At 36.5% G+C, this 18,434-nt stretch carries 9 protein-coding genes; all 9 read left to right on the top strand.

What is annotated here, in order from left to right; genetic code table 11:
- The first annotated feature begins 169 nt into the window (after positions 1 to 169).
- A complete protein-coding gene (locus GR162_RS08105) occupies positions 170 to 1,573 on the top strand; it encodes a glycoside hydrolase family 140 protein (protein ID WP_160781709.1) in 1,404 nt (467 codons plus the stop codon).
- 254 nt (positions 1,574 to 1,827) lie between these two features.
- Positions 1,828 to 3,396: a glycoside hydrolase family 28 protein gene (locus GR162_RS08110; RefSeq protein ID WP_160781710.1), complete on the top strand. Its 1,569-nt coding sequence runs from the start codon at positions 1,828 to 1,830 to the stop codon at positions 3,394 to 3,396.
- Between the two features lie 61 nt (positions 3,397 to 3,457).
- On the top strand, positions 3,458 to 4,375 hold the full coding sequence (locus GR162_RS08115) for a glycoside hydrolase family 43 protein (protein ID WP_160781711.1): 918 nt from the start codon (positions 3,458 to 3,460) through the stop codon (positions 4,373 to 4,375).
- Between the two features lie 142 nt (positions 4,376 to 4,517).
- A complete protein-coding gene (locus GR162_RS08120) occupies positions 4,518 to 6,380 on the top strand; it encodes a six-hairpin glycosidase (protein WP_160781712.1) in 1,863 nt (620 codons plus the stop codon).
- Between the two features lie 253 nt (positions 6,381 to 6,633).
- The gene (locus tag GR162_RS08125) at positions 6,634 to 9,321 is read left to right on the top strand and encodes a glycoside hydrolase family 78 protein (RefSeq protein WP_237421330.1); all 2,688 of its coding nucleotides are present in this window, start codon (positions 6,634 to 6,636) and stop codon (positions 9,319 to 9,321) included.
- 202 nt (positions 9,322 to 9,523) lie between these two features.
- A complete protein-coding gene (locus GR162_RS08130) occupies positions 9,524 to 10,942 on the top strand; it encodes an acetylxylan esterase (RefSeq protein WP_160781714.1) in 1,419 nt (472 codons plus the stop codon).
- Between the two features lie 268 nt (positions 10,943 to 11,210).
- Positions 11,211 to 13,661, top strand: a complete 2,451-nt coding sequence (locus tag GR162_RS08135) for a glycoside hydrolase N-terminal domain-containing protein (protein WP_160781715.1) — start codon at positions 11,211 to 11,213, stop codon at positions 13,659 to 13,661.
- 188 nt (positions 13,662 to 13,849) lie between these two features.
- On the top strand, positions 13,850 to 15,415 hold the full coding sequence (locus GR162_RS08140) for a glycosyl hydrolase family 65 protein (protein WP_160781716.1): 1,566 nt from the start codon (positions 13,850 to 13,852) through the stop codon (positions 15,413 to 15,415).
- A 177-nt stretch (positions 15,416 to 15,592) separates the two neighbouring features.
- Positions 15,593 to 18,343: an alpha-L-rhamnosidase gene (locus tag GR162_RS08145; protein WP_160781717.1), complete on the top strand. Its 2,751-nt coding sequence runs from the start codon at positions 15,593 to 15,595 to the stop codon at positions 18,341 to 18,343.
- Positions 18,344 to 18,434 lie beyond the last annotated feature (91 nt).

Below are 18,434 nucleotides of genomic sequence, written 5' to 3' on the forward strand. Positions count from 1 at the left end.
ATTTAAAAAGATAAAAGCAGATTAAGCAGATTTTTTAAAATTTAGATCTGCGCAAATCTGCCAAAATCAGCAGAATTTGCGTGAAATAAAAACATAAAGATTATAAAAGAAAAATTCGTGAATTCGTGGCTAACAAACTCAAAAAACATAAATTCAAAAACAACCCAAAATGAATCTGAAAATTAAATCTTTATACGCTCTTAGTATAAGCTTTATGTTGACAGCACAAAGCGGATTTTCGCAATCTGCCAAAACAAAAGCATCTCTGCCTGAAATCAAAGTATCTAAAAATCAGCATTATTTTGTAACCGAAAACGAAAAACCATTTTTCTGGCTAGGCGACACAGGCTGGCTGGCATTCGGAAAACTGGACAGAGCAGGAATTGAGAAATATTTCAAAGACAGAAAAGAGAAAGGATTTAATGTAGTTCAGGTTATGGTTTTGCATAACATCAATGCGGTTAACGTTTATGGCGCTAAAGCTTTAATAAACGAAGACGTTTCAAAACCGTTGATTACGGCTGGAAATGATTTCAAAGATGCAAAACAATACGACTATTGGGATCACGTAGATTATACTTTAGACGTAGCTCAGAAAAACGGAATCTACGTTGCCATGGTTCCAGTTTGGGGAACAAACGTTTCAAAAGGAAATAAAGTAAGCAAAGAACAGGCAATAGTTTATGCTGATTTCTTGGCCAAAAGATATAAAAACAGAACCAACGTAATCTGGCTAAACGGTGGTGATACACACGGAAACGAATTTCAGGATATCTGGAATGCCATCGGAAATACTTTAAAAACCAACAATCCAAACCAATTAGTGACTTTTCACCCGTTTGGAAGAACCGATTCTTCAGAAAACTTCCATAACGAAAAATGGTTAGATTTCAATATGTTTCAATCTGGACACAGAAGATACGATCAGGATTCTATAAAAACGAATTTCAAAGAAGACAATTACAAGTTCGTTCTTAGAGATTTCGAATTGAAACCAATAAAACCTTCACTTGACGGAGAACCATCTTACGAAGGAATTCCACACGGTTTACACGATACGCTTCAGCCAAAATGGACAGCAAGCGATGTTCGTCGTTACGGATATTGGTCAGTTTTATCAGGTGGAGCAGGCTACACATACGGACACAACGCTGTAATGCAAATGTTCAGAAAAGGCGATAAACCAGCGTACGGAAACAAAGAATTATGGACATCAGCTATCAATGCACCAGGAGCAAAACAAATGGTTTACATTAAGAAATTAATGGAAGAGTTTCCGTTTTTAGAAGGAACTCCAGATGTTTCTTTAGTGGTAAATCAAGGTGAGAAATACGATTATATTCCAGCGATAAGAGGAGAAAAATACGCTTTACTTTACACCTATAACGGAAGAATAATAGAAGTAAAACTTGGAAAAATTGCTGGAGATAAATTCGAAGCAACTTGGTACAATCCAAGAAATGGTAAGAAAACTAAAATCGGAACATTTGATAACAAAGGAACTCAAAATTTTCAACCCGCTGGCAAAAAAGAAGATGGTAATGACTGGGTTTTGATTTTGAAATCAAAGTAACCACACAGTTTGTCATTCCGAGGAACGAGGGCACGAGCGATAGCGAACTGGCGAAGCAATCACACTCGAGAATCGACAAAGATTGGAGAATTACTTTACGGAATTTCTAGTGAGATTTCTCCTTCGTCGAAATGACAAAAAATAAGAATAAAATATTTCACGCAGATTTAAAATGATTTAAGCAGATTCTGCAGATACTTTAAATATAAATCAGTGTTAATCTGCAAGATCTGCGTGAAACCAAAAAATAAACTATGAAAAATATACTAATAATACTCTGCTTCATAACCGGATTAAGCACCGCTTTTGCACAAGACGGTTGGATAAACATCCTAAAGGAAGGCGGAAACAACAAAGGAATAAAATGTACCCAAGCCATTCAGAATGCCATTGAAAAAGCATCTAAAAACGGCGGAGGAACTATCTTTTTCCCAGCGGGAGAATATTTAACCGGAGCTTTAACATTAAAAAGCAACATCACGATTCGCTTAGATTCTGGAGCGCTTTTAAAGTTCTCGGAAAACTTCGATGATTTTCTGCCTTATGTAGAAATGCGTTACGAAGGAATTGTGATGAAAAGTTTCCAGCCCTTATTTTATGCAAAAGACGTTGAAAACATCACCATCACAGGAAGAGGTATAATCGACGGACAAGGAAAAGCGTGGTGGAATGAAGTGTACCGAATTGAAAGCGCCAAAGAACCTTTACCTCCAACAAAATACCAAACGATGTGGGAAGAGCAAAACAAAGGTCTTTACACAGAACCGTATTACAAAAGAACGGTTGACAAGAAATTCTTCAGACCTTCTTTCTTTCAGGCTTACAACTGTAAAAATATTATGATTGAAGGCGTGACTTTCCAAAATTCACCATTTTGGACCATTAACCCAGAATTCTGCGATAATGTAACCATTACAGGAATTTCGATCTTCAATCCGCATTCGCCAAACACAGACGGAATCAATCCATCTTCGTGCACTAATGTTCACATTTCAAACTGCCACATCAGCGTTGGAGATGACTGTATTACCATCAAATCAGGAAGAGACGGAGACGGTCGTAAATACGGAAAAGCTACAGAAAATGTAACCATCACAAACTGTACGATGTTAAGCGGTCACGGCGGAGTGGTTATTGGAAGTGAAATGTCGGGAGGAATCAAAAAAATCACGATTTCAAACTGTGTTTTTGACGGAACAGATCGCGGAATTCGTATTAAATCGGCTCGTGGAAGAGGTGGCGTTGTAGAAGATATTCGTGTAGATAATATCGTCATGAAAAACATCAAAGAAGAAGCCATCGTTTTGAGTCTTTTCTACGATAAAGGAACTACAGTTGAACCTGTTACGGAGAAAACACCGATTTTCAGAAACATTCACATGAGCAACATCACGGCTTCAAACGTAAACAAAGCTGGACAGATTCTTGGAATTACTGAAATGCCAATTCAAAACATCACTTTCTCGAACATCAATATGGACGGAAAAGAAGGTTTTACGGTAAATACAGCAACAGATGTTGAATTTCACGATGTAAAAGTGAACGCAACTGTAGGCTCGTCTTTCAAAATATCCGATTCAAAAAATGTGATTTTAGACAATGTTGGATCTTCAACAGCCATAAAAGGAGTTCCAGTTATCAAATTAGATAATGTTTCGAATGCGTTGATCAACAATAATTTTCCATTCAATCCAACCGATATTTTTATCGAAGCCAATGGAAAAGACACTAAAAATATTTTCCTAAAAAATAATGTGCTTAACAATGTAACCACAGCGATCAAAAAAGGAAAAGATTTAGATAAAAAAGCTATTACAGAATAAAAATCGATGAGTCAACTTTGTCAAAGTTTCAAGCTTTGACAAAGTTTAAACGCAACATAAAATGAAAAAAATATTCATTATACTAACTCTTTCGCTTTTTGCTGTGAGTTATTCGCAGAAAAAGAAAGATTTATATCTTTTTACGTCGTTTAGAGAACCAGCGACAGAAGGTTTATATTTGGCATACAGCGAAGACGGATATAACTGGAAAGGATTAGAAGGATCATTTTTAAAACCAGAAATCGGAGCCAGTAAAATTATGCGTGATCCATCAATCACAAAAGGAGCATACGGAATCTATCACATGGTTTGGACAACCGATTGGAAAGGCGGAAATGGTTTTGGTTATGCAAGTTCGAAAGATTTAATTCATTGGTCAGAACAACAGTATATACCCGTAATGAAAAACGAACCAGAAGTGGTAAATGTTTGGGCACCAGAGATTTTTTATGATGATGTAAAAAAAGAATACATAATCATTTGGGCATCTACAATTCCGTTCCGTTTTGAAAAAGGAGTGGAAGACGAGAAAAACAATCACAGAATGTATTATGTAACGACAAAAGATTTCAAAACGTTTTCGGATGCAAAATTATACTACGATCCAGGTTTCAGCGTAATAGACTGCGTGATTGTTAAAAAAGGAAAAAAAGATTATGTTTTGGTTTTAAAAGACAACACAAGACCCATGCGAAACATAAAAGTAGCTTTCGGAAAATCGCCTTTAGGGCCTTTTCAAAAAAGTTCTGAACCTTTGACAGAATATTTATCAGAAGGGCCAACGGTGGTAAAAGTCGGTAAAAATTGGTTGTTGTATTATGACAATTACGGTTCAAAAAATTATAAAGCGTTAAGCACAACAGATTTTGTTCATTTTGAAGATGTATCGTCCAAAGTAAGTCTTCCAGAAGGACACAAACACGGAACGATTACAACAATCTCTGCAGACGTTTTAAAAGAATTAATTGAAAAGAAATAGTTAGAAAAATTTCACGCAGATTTAAAATGATTTAAGCAGATCAAGCAGATTTTTAATCTCTATAAAATCAGAAAGATTAAAATTAAATCTGCGTAAATCAGCGAAAATCTGCAAAATCTGCGTGAAACAAAAAAAATATAAAATGATTGCTTTCCAAAACATAAAAACCAACATCATCACAGCCACAATTCTTTGGGCGTGTACGGTTGTAAATGCCCAAAACGACATGGTGCGTTATGTTGGCAAAACACTTTCAAACATCGATTACCATCACGGAATGTTAAGTCCAGCAGTTGGAGTTCACGCGACGCAAATCATGCGTGCAAGTCGTGAACATCCAGAAAAAGCAGATGGTTTCGGATGGACATACAACCACCAGCCAATGATGGCGTATTGGAATAATTCTTTTTATCTGCATTATTTAAGTGATCCTTCTGGGGAACATATTCCGCCAAGCCAAACTTTATTGATGACATCTAAAGATGGAGTAACTTGGACAAAACCAGAAGTGATTTTCCCAATTTACCGAATTCCTGACGGATGGAAAAAAGAAGGAGTAGAAGGAGTTGCTAAAAATCTCGATGCGATCATGCACCAGAGAATGGGCTTTTACATTTCAAAAGACAAACGACTTTTTGCTTTGGCTTATTACGGAATTGCAATGGATGAAAAAGATGATCCAAACGACGGAAAAGGAATTGGTCGTGTAATTCGTGAAATCAAGAAAGACGGAAGTTTCGGAGAAATTTATTTTATCAGATACAACAAAACTTGGGATAAATCGAAATCAAAATTCCCTTTTTATACCGCATCAAAAGACAAAGGATTCAAAAAAGCCTGCGAAGAAATTTTATCTGAACCACTAGTTTTACAGCAGTGGGTGGAAGAAGCCGATCGCGACGATGAACTGATTCCGTTACAGAAACCTTACAAAGCATTTAGTTATTACCATTTGCCAAACGGAAATGTGGTGGGTTTATGGAAACATGCTTTAACTTCAATCAGTAGAGACGGCGGAAAATCGTGGGATTATATGCCATTGCGTGCGCCAGGATTTGTAAACAGCAATGCTAAAATCTGGGGACAAAAAACGTCTGATAATCGTTATGCAACCCTTTACAATCCATCAGAATATCGTTGGCCTTTGGCGATTTCAACTAGTGATAATGGATTGAATTATAAAGATTTATTGTTAGTTCACGGAGAAGTAAGTCCAATGCGTTACGGCGGAAACTACAAATCGGCAGGCCCTCAATACGTTCGTGGAATCACAGAGAAAAATGGAACTCCGCCTGACGGAAAAATCTGGGTGGGTTACAGTATGAACAAAGAAGATATTTGGGTGGCGTCGATTCCCGTTCCTGTAACTTCGGTGGTCACAGAACAAGCAAATGATGTTTTCAATACGCTTCCAGACGGAGAAGAATTGAAAATGTGGAATACGTACGATCTTTCATGGGCATCAACAAAAATCGAAAAGAAAGCCGATGGCAAAAAATGGCTGACTTTGAGAGACCAGGATTATTTTGATTATTCTCGTGCTGAAAGAGTAATTCCTTTTACATCAAAAGTGGAAGCCATTTTTACAGTAAAACCAGAACAAAACAATCACGGTTTATTGCAGATTGAATTCCAAAACAAACAAGGTCTGCCTTCAGTAAGATTGGTTTTTGACAGCGACGGTCAATTGAAAGTAAAAACGGGAGCACGTTTTAATACAATTGCTAAATACGAAGCCAATAAAACGTATAAAGTAGTTGTAAAATTAGATGCTAAAAACCGTCAGTACACTGTAAAAGTAAATGACGAAAAAGAATCAACCAAGATATTTTACGCGCCAACAGATGGTTTTGAGCGGATTATGTTCCGCACAGGAGAGCAAAGACATTCGCCAAATCCTGACACAGCGCCAGATACAGACGATTACGATGACCTGCCTCAAACCGGAAAATTAATTCCAGAAGCAGTATTCAATATCGAATCGTTGATTACTAAAAAGTTGTAAAAAGTTGAAATCGCCACGAATTCACGAATTATTTTTATAATCTATACGTAGTTTTTGTGATGAATTAATCGAATTAAACTTTCGGTTTAAATTAGAGAAATAAAACGCAAAGAATAATTAGAGAAAATTCGTGAATTCGTGGCGAAAAAAAATATACAAAGTGAAGTTTTTTAAAAGCATATTATTATCTGTTTGTCTTTTAGTAACTATAGTTTCTAAAGGACAAATTCTACCTGTACGCCTAATAACAGAAATGGCAGAGAATCCATTAGCAGTTGTGGAGAATAAGCCGAGATTGGGTTGGCAGTTGGTTTCAAAAGAATCCAATGCATCGCAAATTGCCTATTTGATTTTAGTTGCCTCTTCTGAAGAAAAACTAAATAATGACGATGGAGATATTTGGAACACAGGAAGAGTTAATACCGATAAAAACCTACATATAGTTTATAACGGAAAGCCATTGAAAAGCGAAACCAAATATTTCTGGAAAGTGAAAGTTTGGAATCAGGAAGGTAAAGTTTCAAAATGGAGTAAAATTGCCACCTTCAGAACCGCTCCGTTAGAAACAGATTTAAATCCCATTTGGATTGGAGCGATTACAAAGGCTGACAGTCATTTGCCAGAAGGAAGAAATTTTCATAGTGCCAGTTACAAAAGAGAAAAGAAAGACTCGATTATCAATGCTTCCGATTCTCTTTCAAGAAGAAGCATCATGCTTCGTAAACCTTTCGAAGTAGAAAAAGCAGTTAAAGAAGCGGTTGTTTACATTTCAGGTTTAGGTCATTATGAATTAACTATCAATGGGAAAAAAGTAGGCAACAGTCAATTCGCTTCTTTGTGGACAGATTATGATAAAACGGTTAATTACAATGTTTACGAATTAACTGCCAAAGATTTTCAAAAAGGAGATAACGTAATTGGCGTTTTGTTAGGAAACGGAATGTACAATACGCTGGCTGAAAGATATACCAAATTCTTCGTTAGTTTTGGTCCGCCGACTTTATTTTTTAAAATGAAAATCAAATACAATGATGGTTCAGAAGAAATTGTAAAGTCAGACGGAACTTGGAAATACAGCAAAAGTCCGATTACTTATAATAGTATTTTTGGTGGCGAAGATTACAATGCTAATCTAGAACAAAAGGACTGGAATAAAAAAGGTTTTAAAGATAGAGAGTGGAAAAAAGTAGTCATTCAAGAAGCTCCAAAAGGAGTTTTAAGGCCTCAGACAGCACCGCCAGTTACCATCCAAAAACAATACGAAGTTAAAACTGTAAAAGAACTGAAACCTAATTTCTATGTTTTTGATATGGGGCAAAATCTTTCTGGATTTCCAACCATAAAAGTAAAAGGAAAAAGAGGACAATCGATTCGGGTTTGGGTTGCGGAAGGATTAAATGAAGAAGGTACAATTGCGCAAGGAAGATCAGGGAAACCGTATTATTACGATTACACCTTAAAAGGCTATGGTTTAGAAGAATGGACGCCAAAATTCAGTTATTATGGTTATCAGTATGTTCAAATTGAAAATATTAATTATAAAGAAGGTAAAAATAAAGACCTTCCAACTTTAGTAGATTTAAAATCGAATTTCATTTACAATTCGGCTGGAGAAGCGGGAAGTTTTACGTGTTCAAACGAGATTTTCAATAAAACACACGAACTGATTAACAACTCGATAAAAAGTAACTTCCAAAGTGTTTTTACCGATTGTCCGCAGCGTGAAAAATTAGGTTGGTTAGAAGAAATTCAGTTGAATGGTCCAGGTTTAATGTTCAATTACAATTTGCAGACTTTCTTTCCTGCAACCATGCAGAATATTTCAGATTCACAAAGAGATAACGGTTTAATTCCAACCATTGTTCCAGAATATGTGGTTTTTGGTGGCGATTTTACCGATTCTCCAGAATGGGGCGTAACAGGCGTGATTTTGCCTTGGATGTATTACGAATATTACGGAGATGCTTCATTATTAGAAAAGTATTTTCCTGTAATGAAAAAGTACGTGGATTATTTAGAAACCAAATCTACAAACCACATCGTTTCTCACGGATTAGGCGATTGGTACGATTACGGAACTCATGCCGCTGGATATTCAAAAAACAGTCCGATTGCGCTTTCGGCGACTTCACATTATTATTACGGAGCTTATTTGACTGCTAAAGCCGCTAAATTATTAGGTAAGAAAGAGGATTTTGAGAAATATGAGAAATTGGCTTCTGAAATTAAAATCGCTTTTAATGCAACGTTTTTCAATCTAGAAACCAAACAATACGGAACTAATAGTCAGTTTAGCAACTCAGTTCCAGTTTTTATGAATATCGTTGAGCCTCAGTATAAAGAAGCGGTAATGCAGAATTTGCTGGCTGATATCGCAGCAAAAGGCGATCGTTTGACAACGGGAGATGTGGGCAATCGCTATTTATTTCAAACATTAGCGAGAAACGGCGAGAACGAAACGATGTTCAGAATGCACAATCATTATGATGCGCCGGGTTATGGCTTTCAGATTAAATTTGGCTTGACCACTTTAACCGAACAATGGGATCCGAGAAAAGGAAATTCGTGGAATCACTTTATGTTGGGGCAAATTGAAGAGTGGTTCTATCAAAGTTTAGCGGGAATTATGTCTGATCCTGAAAAACCGGGTTTCAAACATTTCTTCATTCAGCCTGAGGTTGTTGGCAATATGACTTTCGCGAAAGCGGATTATCAATCGGTTTACGGAAAAATTGCTTCTTCATGGGAGAAAAAAGAAGGCAAATTTATTCTGAATGTTCAGATTCCAGTGAATACAACTGCAACAATAAAATTGCCTATTCTTAAAACGTCTGAGATAAAAATTAATGATGAAAAAGCGAAGGCAAGTTTTAATGAAAAAGATAAAAAGCAGATTTTAGAATTAGGATCTGGGATTTATACAATAGAATGTAAGTTGTAATTGGAGTTATGAATTATGAATTATGAATTGTACGTAGGCTCAAAAAAATAAAAATTAATTGCCTATAGTTTTAACTGGAGGTTACAAAATAAAGTAAGTCAGAAGACTTAGCCGAATGAATAAGTTTGGCTAAAGCCAATTTTTGAAAATCAATTTGTTTTCCTCCAGTTAAAACAGGAGGCAATTCAAAAAATATTTGACAATGAAAAATTTAAAATACATCATCTTAGTTTCCATTTTTGCTTTGACATTTGCCAATGCGCAAAGCACTTCTGATACCAATTTTAGAAAACCGGTATCAGAAACTTTAAAGAAAATTGAAACGCTTTTTAAAGTAACAATCAACGATGACAGAGGTTTATTAAAAGGAAAAGAACTGGATTATGCCGATTGGAGAATTGAACCGGGAAATTTAGCGCTTTCGCTGACCAATATTTTAGCTCCATTCGAATTGATGTATTTTAAACAGCCCGATGGAACCTACATCATTCGTAAATATGAAAACCATAAAGTTTCTGTCGATAAAGGAAAAGAACGCTTATTTTATCTAGAAAGCCTTTATTCGACTAAAGAAGAATGGGAAAAACGTAAAACGGAGTTAAAAGCTTGTATGATAACCTCATTTGGATTAGAAAAGGCTCCCCCAATGCCAAAATCTAAACCACTTTTAACTCCAAAAAGAATTTACAAAGACTATAGTGTCGAAAATATTGCTTTGGAAATCCTGCCTGGGGTTTATGCTACAGGATCAATTTATAAACCGTATCCGTTGAATAAAAAAGCAGCTGTTATTATAACTCCCGACGGGCATTTTGGCGACGGAAGATATAGAAAAGACGAGCAGTACAGATGTGCGATTATGGCAAAAATGGGAGCAATAGTTGTGGCTTATGATTTATTTGCTTGGGGAGAATCGTTATTGCAATTTCCTGAAGAAACGCACAGAAACAGCATTGCATCGACAGTTCAGGTTTTAACTGGAATCCGTTTCTTGGATTATCTAGCAACCGTAAAAAATGCCGATATGACAAGAGTCGGCGTGACAGGTGGTTCTGGAGGAGGATCGCATACGATGTTTTTAGCTGCGATCGATGACAGAGTAAAAGTTTCGGCTCCAGTTGTAATGGTTTCGTCTCATTTTTCAGGCGGATGTCCATGCGAAAGCGGACGCGGAATCCACTTATGCGGAAACGGAACAAATAATGCTGAAATCTCAGCCATGATGGCTCCAAAACCGCAATTGATTGTCTCGGATGGAAAAGATTGGACATTAGCAGTTCCAGAATTGGAGTTTCCGTTCATTCAAAGAACGTATGAATTATACGGAAAAAAAGATTTAGTAGAAAATGTCCATTTTGCGAAAGAAGGACATGATTTCGGAATCTCGAAACGTATGGCTTTGTATCCGTTTATGGCGAAATATTTAAATTTAGATTTGAATAAAGTAAAGAATGATAAAGGCGAAATCGAGGAATCAACTTGTGTAATTGAACCAAAAGAAAAGCTGTTTGTTTTTGGAGATAAAGGAGAAAAATTGCCCAAAAATGCTCTAAAAGACATCAACAAATTATATGAAATGTTCGGAGAAAAGAATCTGAAGGTTTACGAGGTTAAGAAATAAAGTTAGTTGCCACGACCCGAGCGATAGCGAACAGGCGAAGCAATTTCACTAATTCGCACGAATTATTTGTTTGCCACTGATTAAAAAGATTAAAATGATTTTTTTTTATGCTGAATCTGCAAAATCTGCGAGAATAAATTTTTTTTCGGCAGATTTAGCAAATCAGGCAGATTTTATTCAGTGAAAATCCTTTAATCAGTGGCTAAAAATAAAAAAAAAGAAACTAGTGCTAATTCGTGTAATTCGTGGCAAAAAGAAAAACATATTTATGAAGTTAAAATTTAAAATCACAGCAATCTGTTTTGGAATTTTTTCGTTTGCTGCAACGGCACAAAACGACTTAAAATTATGGTACGATAAACCAGCAACAATCTGGAACGAAGCTTTGCCATTAGGCAACGGACGTCTAGGTGCCATGGTTTTTGGTGATCCAGCAGTGGAACGTTTGCAATTGAATGAAGAAACTATTTGGGCGGGTTCTCCAAACAGCAATGCACATACAAAATCTATCGAGGCTTTGCCAAAAGTAAGACAGCTTATTTTTGACGGGAAATTTGATGAAGCGCAAGATTTAGCGACGAAAGATATTATGTCGCAAACTAATGACGGAATGCCATATCAGACTTTCGGAAGCGTTTATATTTCATTCGCAGGACATCAAAAATATACGGATTATTACAGAGATTTAGATATCAGCAATGCTACAGCAAAAGTCAAATACAAAGTAAATGGTGTTGAATTTACTAGAGAAATTCTAACAGCATTTTCAGATCAGGTTATTGTGGTGAAGCTTTCTGCGAGTCAGCCAGGTCAGATTACCTGTAACGTTTTCATGAACAGTCCGATTGATAAAACTGTCGCTTCGACAGAAGGAAATCAGATTATACTTTCGGGAACAGGAACTAACTTTGAAAATGTAAAAGGAAAAGTAAAATTTCAAGGAAGACTTACCGCTAAAAATAAAGAAGGAGAAATCGATGCCAGCAATGGCGTTTTAAGTATCAACAAAGCGGATGAAGTTGTTTTGTACATTTCGATTGCCACCAATTTTAAAAATTATAAAGATATTTCTGGAGACGAAATAGCAAAAAGCAAATCGTTTTTAGAGCAAGCATTGCCAAAAAGTTTCGACGAAATCAAAACAGCGCATGTTGATTTTTACCAAAAATTCTTCAACAGAGTTTCTTTGGATTTAGGTTCGAATGATTTAGTTAAGAAACCGACAAACGAAAGAATTAGAGATTTTTCTAAACAATTTGATCCGCAGTTGGCGGCTTTATATTTCCAATTTGGACGTTATCTTTTAATTTCAAGTTCTCAGCCGGGCGGACAGCCAGCGAATTTGCAGGGAATTTGGAATGATATGGTTACACCGCCTTGGGACAGCAAATACACCACAAACATAAATGCCGAAATGAATTACTGGCCGGCACAGGTAACGAATCTTCAGGAAATGCACGAACCGTTTGTTCAAATGGCAAAGGAATTAAGTGTAACAGGAGCAGAAACGGCAAAAACAATGTACAATGCCAGCGGATGGGTTTTGCATCATAATACTGATATTTGGCGTGTTACAGCTCCAGTAGATTCAGCAGCTTCGGGAATGTGGCCGACAGGTGGCGCTTGGATTTGTCAGGACTTATGGGAAAGATATTTGTATACAGGAGATAAAAAATATTTGGCAGAAATTTATCCAATCATGAAAGGCGCTGCCGATTTCTTTTTGGATTTTATGATTGTAGATCCAAACACAGGATATTTGGTTGTCGTGCCATCAAGTTCTCCAGAAAATACACATGCTGGAGGAACAGGAAAAGCAACAATTGCATCTGGAACGACAATGGACAATCAGCTGATTTTTGATTTGTTTACGCATGTTATGGAAGCTTCTGCATTGGTTTCGCCAGATGCAGCTTATGTGAAAAAAGTAAGCGACGCTTTGGCTAAAATGCCTCCAATGAAAATTGGAAAACACAGTCAGTTGCAAGAATGGCAGGACGATTGGGATAATCCAAAAGACAATCACAGACATGTTTCGCATTTGTACGGATTGTATCCAAGTAATCAGATTTCGCCAATTAAAACACCAGAATTATTTCAAGCAGCCAAACAATCACTGATTTACAGAACAGACGAATCTACAGGTTGGTCAATGGGCTGGAAGGTAAATTTGTGGGCAAGATTATTAGATGGAAATCATGCTTATAAATTAATTCAGGATCAATTGCATTTGGTAACGGCTGACCAAAGAAAAGGAGGAGGAACGTATCCGAATATGTTAGATGCGCATCAGCCTTTTCAAATTGACGGAAACTTTGGATGCACAGCCGGTTTTGCCGAAATGCTGATGCAGAGTCAAGAAGACGCGATTCAGTTATTGCCTGCTCTGCCAACGGTTTGGAAAGACGGAAGCGTAAAAGGTTTAGTGGCAAGAGGCGGTTTCGTAATCGATATGACTTGGAAAAATAATAAAGTTTCGACTTTAAAAATCTATTCGAAAATTGGAGGAAATTGCCGATTGAAAGTGGAAAATACTTTAAAAGGTTCTTCGCTTAGAAAAGTAAAAGGGAAAAATACAAATCCGTTGTTTTATGATGTAGAAGTTAAGAAACCGATTATTTCTAATGAAGCAAAATTGCCAAAAGTGCAATTGCCAAATTACAATATTTACGATGTGAACATGAAAGCGGGGCAGACGTATACTTTTACTGGGAATTAAAATAATGAATTAAACTCGACAGGTTTGTAAAACCTGTCGAGTTTACGTACAGTTTGTCATTTCGAGGGACGAGAAATCTTCGCAAGAAACTCTACAATCAAAATCGACAAACTTTGTCGAGCTACTAACGAAGATTTCTCCTTCGTCGAAATGACAAAATTGAGTAAAAAGAATTAAAAAGAAGAATAATGTTACAACATTTCAAATATAAAATAATAACACTTTCAATTGTAATTGCATGTATAAACAGCAGTTGCAAATCTGTAGACCATTCTCAGAAAGGAAAATCGGTTGTTTTAAAAGAACAAAACTTCAAACATTATGTTGATTATTTCAATACGATGGAAGATGAAAATTTAAAATTTGCCATTCCCAATGACAGCGCTTGGGTCTGGATGGAAAAGAATATTCCGTTGTTTGAATGTCCGCAGCAGAATTTTGAGGAAATTTATTATTATCGATGGTGGACGGCTCGAAAACACATTAAAAATACACCTCAGGGATTTGCGATTACAGAGTTTTTAGTAGACCGTTCGTATGCCGATAAATACAATATGATCAGTTGTGCTTTGGGACATCATATCAACGAATTCAGATGGGTTCATGATCCGAAATATATCGAGCAGGATGTGAAGCTTTGGTACAGAGGAAACGATGGAAAGCCAATGAACAAATTGTATAAATTCAGCAGTTGGACAGCCGATGCTTTATACAATCGTTATTTGGTGAATAAAGATGAGAAATTCTTGTTGGATTTGTACCCAGATATGGTTACGGATTATGCAGTTTGGGAAAAAGATCGTCAGCGTAAAGATGGTTTGTTTTGGCAGCATGATGTGAAAGATGGAATGGAAGAATCCTTAAGCGGCGGGCGTAAAGTTCAAAATGCAAGACCTACGATTAACAGTTATATGTATGGAAATGCTGCAGCGATTTCTAAAATGGCTTCCTTAAAAGGCGATAAAGATGTTGAAGCAAAATTCAAAGCCAAAGCTGATGAACTGAAACGATTAATCGAAACGAAATTATGGAATCCGAAAAATGAGTTTTTTGAAACCTTAACACAAAAAGATACTCTGGCACAAGTTCGAGAGGCGATCGGATTTATTCCGTGGTATTTTAATCTTCCTGAAAAAGGAAAAGGATTTGAAAAAGCTTGGGAGCAGGTGAAAGATGAAAAAGGATTTTCTGCACCGTTTGGTTTAACAACGGCTGAAAGAAGAAGTCCGCGTTTTAGAACTCATGGAACGGGAACTTGTGAATGGGACGGTGCGATTTGGCCTTTTGCGAGTTCGCAGACTTTGACCGCTATGGCAAATGTTCTAAATAATTACAGCCAAGATTTTGTTGCAAAACCAGATTATTTCAAACAAATGGAGTTGTACGTACAGTCGCAGTATTACAGAGGAAAACCTTATATTGGCGAATATTTAGACGAAACTACGGGTTATTGGTTAATGGGCGACAGAGAAAGAAGCCGTTATTACAACCACTCGACTTTCAATGATTTAATAATTACCGGATTGGTTGGTTTACGCCCGAGAGCGGATGAAAAGATTGAAGTGAATCCGTTGATTCCGCAAGAAAAATGGGAATGGTTTTGTTTGGATAATGTTTTGTATCACGGCAATATCATTACTATTCTTTGGGATAAAACAGGGGAAAAATATAAAAAGGGAAAAGGTTTCAGAATTTTCAAAAACGGAAAAGAAATTGCGTTTTCTGAGAAATTGGAACGAGTGACTTCTGAGTAAATCGAATTGTTGTACTAAATTGTTTCACGCAGATTTTAAACAGATTTTAGCAGATTAAAATGGATTTTTTATTCTTAATCTTGTTTCATATCAAAAAGATAAAATCTGCGGATATCTGCTTAAATCTACCAAATCTGCGTGAAATAAAAATCATCGCAGGCACAATAAAATAATACCATGAAAAAGTTTTTTTTACATCTTACATTAATCATTTCACTTTTCACCATTTCGGCGAAAGCCCAAAACAAAATCAGTGTGAGTGATTTAAAATGCGAAATGCTGACCAATCCAGAAGGAATTGATGTTTTACAGCCAAGACTAAGCTGGAAAATAAAGGCAGCTATAAACGATGTAAAACAGACGGCATATCAAATTATTGCTTCTTCAAGTTTAGAAAAACTAAATGCTGGAAACGGTGATTTATGGGACAGCGGGAAAGTGGAAAGTGATGCTTCTGCAAATGTTATTTATAATGGAAAGAAGCTCAAAGACCGTCAAGATGTTTTTTGGAAAGTAACTGTTTTTACCAATAAAGGAGAAATTCAATCTAAAGAAAATGCACATTTCAGCATTGGGATTTTGACTTATGCTGATTGGAAATCAACTAGATGGATTGGTTATGAAAAAACGTCTCCGGGCGATAGTATTTCGCAGTATTCTAGGCTGTCAGCGCGTTATCTTCGCAAAGAAATCAACCTGAAAAAGAAAGTCAAAAATGCTAAGGTTTATATCATGGGAATGGGCTTGTATGAGCTTTATATTAACGGAAATAAAATCGGCGATCAGGTTTTAGCGCCCGTTCCGACAGATTATACGAAGAATGTAAAATACAATGTTTTTGATGTGACTTCGCAGTTGCAGGAAGGCAAAAACATGTTGGGAACGATTTTAGGAAATGGACGTTTTTTTACGATGCGTCAGGATTACAAACCGTATAAAATCAAAACTTTCGGTTACCCGAAAATGGCTTTGCAGTTATTTGTTGAATATACAGATGGAAGCAAAGATGTAATCAGAACCGATGATACTTGGAAAATCACAACAGACGGACCGATTTTATCCAACAATGAATACGACGGAGAAGAATATGATGCCCGCAAAGAAATGAAAGGCTGGAATACCGTTGATTTTGATGATAAAAAATGGCTTTCTGCAGAATATGTTCAAGAACCGGGTGGATTCTACGAAGGACAGATGTCGGCTAATATGAAGGTGAAATGTGAAGTAAAACCGATTTCGATAAAGCAGACTCCAAAAGGGACTTATATCTTGGATATGGGACAAAATATGGTGGGTTGGTTACAATTGAAAGTCAAAGGAAATAAAGGCGATAAAATCACGATGAAATTTGCGGAATCGCTTCAGCCAGATGGTTCGTTGTATATTGCCAATTTGCGTGATGCCAAAACGACTGATATTTATACTTTAAAAGGCGAAGGAGAAGAAGTTTGGGAACCTCGCTTTGTTTTTCACGGATTCAGATTTGTGGAGATTTCAGGATTTAAAACAAAACCAAGTTTAGAAAATTTCATTGGAAAAGTAGTTTACGATGATATTGCGACAACAGGAACTTTTGATTCATCAAATCCAATAATGAATCAGATTTTTAAGAATGCGTGGTGGGGAATCAGCGGAAATTATAAAGGAATGCCGATTGACTGTCCGCAAAGAAATGAGCGCCAGCCGTGGTTGGGAGACAGAACAACGGGAGCTTATGGCGAAAGTTTCTTATTTGATAATCAGACTTTGTATGCAAAATGGCTGGATGATATAAAAAACTCACAAACTATCGATGGAGGAATTCCTGATGTTGCGCCTGCTTTCTGGCGTTATTATGGCGATAATGTGACGTGGCCAGGAACTTATATTACCGTTGCCGATATGCTGTATCAGCAGTTTGGAGATGCGAAAGCGGTTGAAAAACAATATCCGTACATGAAAAAATGGATGGATTATATGGAGGAAAATTATCTGGTTGACAATTTAATGACCAAAGATAAATACGGCGATTGGTGCGTCCCCCCAGAATCATTGGAATTAATACGTTCAAAAGATCCTTCTCGTTTAACTGATGGCGAATTGATTTCGAGTGCATTTTATTATAACCTTTTGAATATCATGAAGAAATTTGCTGTGATTGCAGATTCAAAAAATGATATCCAACATTATGAAGATTTAGCGTTAAGAATCAAAAAAGCGTTTAATGCCAAATATTTAAATACAGACAAAAACAGTTACGCCAATAATACGGTTACAGCAAATTTATTGCCCTTAACTTTCGGAATGGTTCCAGACGGACTTCAAACCATAATATTTGAAAACTTGGTACATGAAGTTGAAGTGACGAAAAACGGCCATGTAAGTACAGGCGTTATTGGAACACAATTTTTAATGCGAACGTTAACCAATTTCGGTCGCGGCGATTTGGCTTTCAAATTGGCTTCAAATAAAACCTATCCAAGCTGGGGTTATATGGTCGAAAATGGTGCAACAACCATTTGGGAACTTTGGAACGGAAATACAGCAGATCCGGCTATGAATTCGCAAAATCACGTTATGCTTTTAGGCGATTTATTGATTTGGTATTACGAAAACATGGCAGGAATCAAAAGCAACCCCGAAACTCCTGGTTTCAAACAAATTATCATGAAACCAGATTTCGATGCTGGATTGACTTATGTAAATGCTTCATACGAATCGATTTACGGCTTAATTAAAAGCGACTGGAAAAAGGATAAAAAATCTTTAATTTGGAGTATTACAATTCCTGCCAATACTTCTGCAATTGTTTATCTTCCTGCGAGCGAAGTTTCGGCTGTTTCAATCAACAAACAGAAGCTGGATAAGACTTCTTATGCTTATACTACAGAGAAAAATCAAATTGTGGTGACACTTTCGTCAGGAAATTTTGCGATAAGCGTTAAATAACCCTCATTTTTGGTATTTCGGGACAGTACAGGATACATTGTTAATTTTTTGGTGTTATTTTTACACTTATTAAATATTTTTACCTAAAAAA

The organism is Flavobacterium sp. HBTb2-11-1 (assembly GCF_009826975.1).
Lineage (GTDB): Bacteria > Bacteroidota > Bacteroidia > Flavobacteriales > Flavobacteriaceae > Flavobacterium.

Coding starts and splice junctions, on each gene's coding strand:
- GR162_RS08130 (WP_160781714.1), top strand. CDS start 9,524: ATGAAAAATTTAAAATACATCATCTTAGTTTCCATTTTTGCTTTGACA.
- GR162_RS08135 (WP_160781715.1), top strand. CDS start 11,211: ATGAAGTTAAAATTTAAAATCACAGCAATCTGTTTTGGAATTTTTTCG.
- GR162_RS08120 (WP_160781712.1), top strand. CDS start 4,518: ATGATTGCTTTCCAAAACATAAAAACCAACATCATCACAGCCACAATT.
- GR162_RS08115 (WP_160781711.1), top strand. CDS start 3,458: ATGAAAAAAATATTCATTATACTAACTCTTTCGCTTTTTGCTGTGAGT.
- GR162_RS08105 (WP_160781709.1), top strand. CDS start 170: ATGAATCTGAAAATTAAATCTTTATACGCTCTTAGTATAAGCTTTATG.
- GR162_RS08145 (WP_160781717.1), top strand. CDS start 15,593: ATGAAAAAGTTTTTTTTACATCTTACATTAATCATTTCACTTTTCACC.
- GR162_RS08110 (WP_160781710.1), top strand. CDS start 1,828: ATGAAAAATATACTAATAATACTCTGCTTCATAACCGGATTAAGCACC.
- GR162_RS08125 (WP_237421330.1), top strand. CDS start 6,634: ATGGCAGAGAATCCATTAGCAGTTGTGGAGAATAAGCCGAGATTGGGT.
- GR162_RS08140 (WP_160781716.1), top strand. CDS start 13,850: ATGTTACAACATTTCAAATATAAAATAATAACACTTTCAATTGTAATT.